The 498-nt window shown below is 26.9% G+C and carries 1 protein-coding gene; it reads right to left on the bottom strand.

Going from position 1 to position 498, the window contains the following annotated elements:
- A partial coding sequence (locus H2279_RS08735; RefSeq protein ID WP_337196299.1) for a hypothetical protein occupies nt 1-469 on the bottom strand: 469 nt, incomplete at its 3' end.
- Nucleotides 470-498: the final 29 nt, after the last annotated feature.

Here is a 498-nt window from a genome sequence, read left to right as displayed (position 1 = left end):
GATGGTAATCTTCCGGAGTAATGAAGTAATTTTCCGTGTTAGAATTGGACATTAAAGCCATTTTTAGTAATGATTCAAAAGAGAAACCTATATCATCAAACTGTGCTGTTATGCGTGTTTTTAAATTTTGCAAAATTTGATAAAAAAAATCTTTATCCTCTATACCTATAAGCTGACAATTTAAAGTATCGATCTCATAAGGTTTGCAATCTAAAATGCGTTTATATCCTTTTGGAATTTCATCATTTTCTTTAATGATAATGTAAGACTCTTTATTTTTATCACTTCTTTCTTCTCTTATATCGATCGCAAAATCAAATTTATATTCTCCTTGTGGTAATTTTTTAAGCACAGAGATATTCTCACTCTGATATAATATATTTTCTATTTGCTTTGCAAAATTTTGAGTATAGATATCTTTTTTTGCGTAAAGTTTTTCACTTAAATTTTTTACTAATGGAAATTTCATATAAAATCTATCCCAATCAAGAGTGGTAA

Source organism: Campylobacter sp. B0100352/1, from assembly GCF_020135855.1.
In the GTDB taxonomy this organism is placed as follows: domain Bacteria; phylum Campylobacterota; class Campylobacteria; order Campylobacterales; family Campylobacteraceae; genus Campylobacter_D; species Campylobacter_D taeniopygiae.
This window is presented reverse-complemented; position numbering and strand designations above follow the sequence as displayed.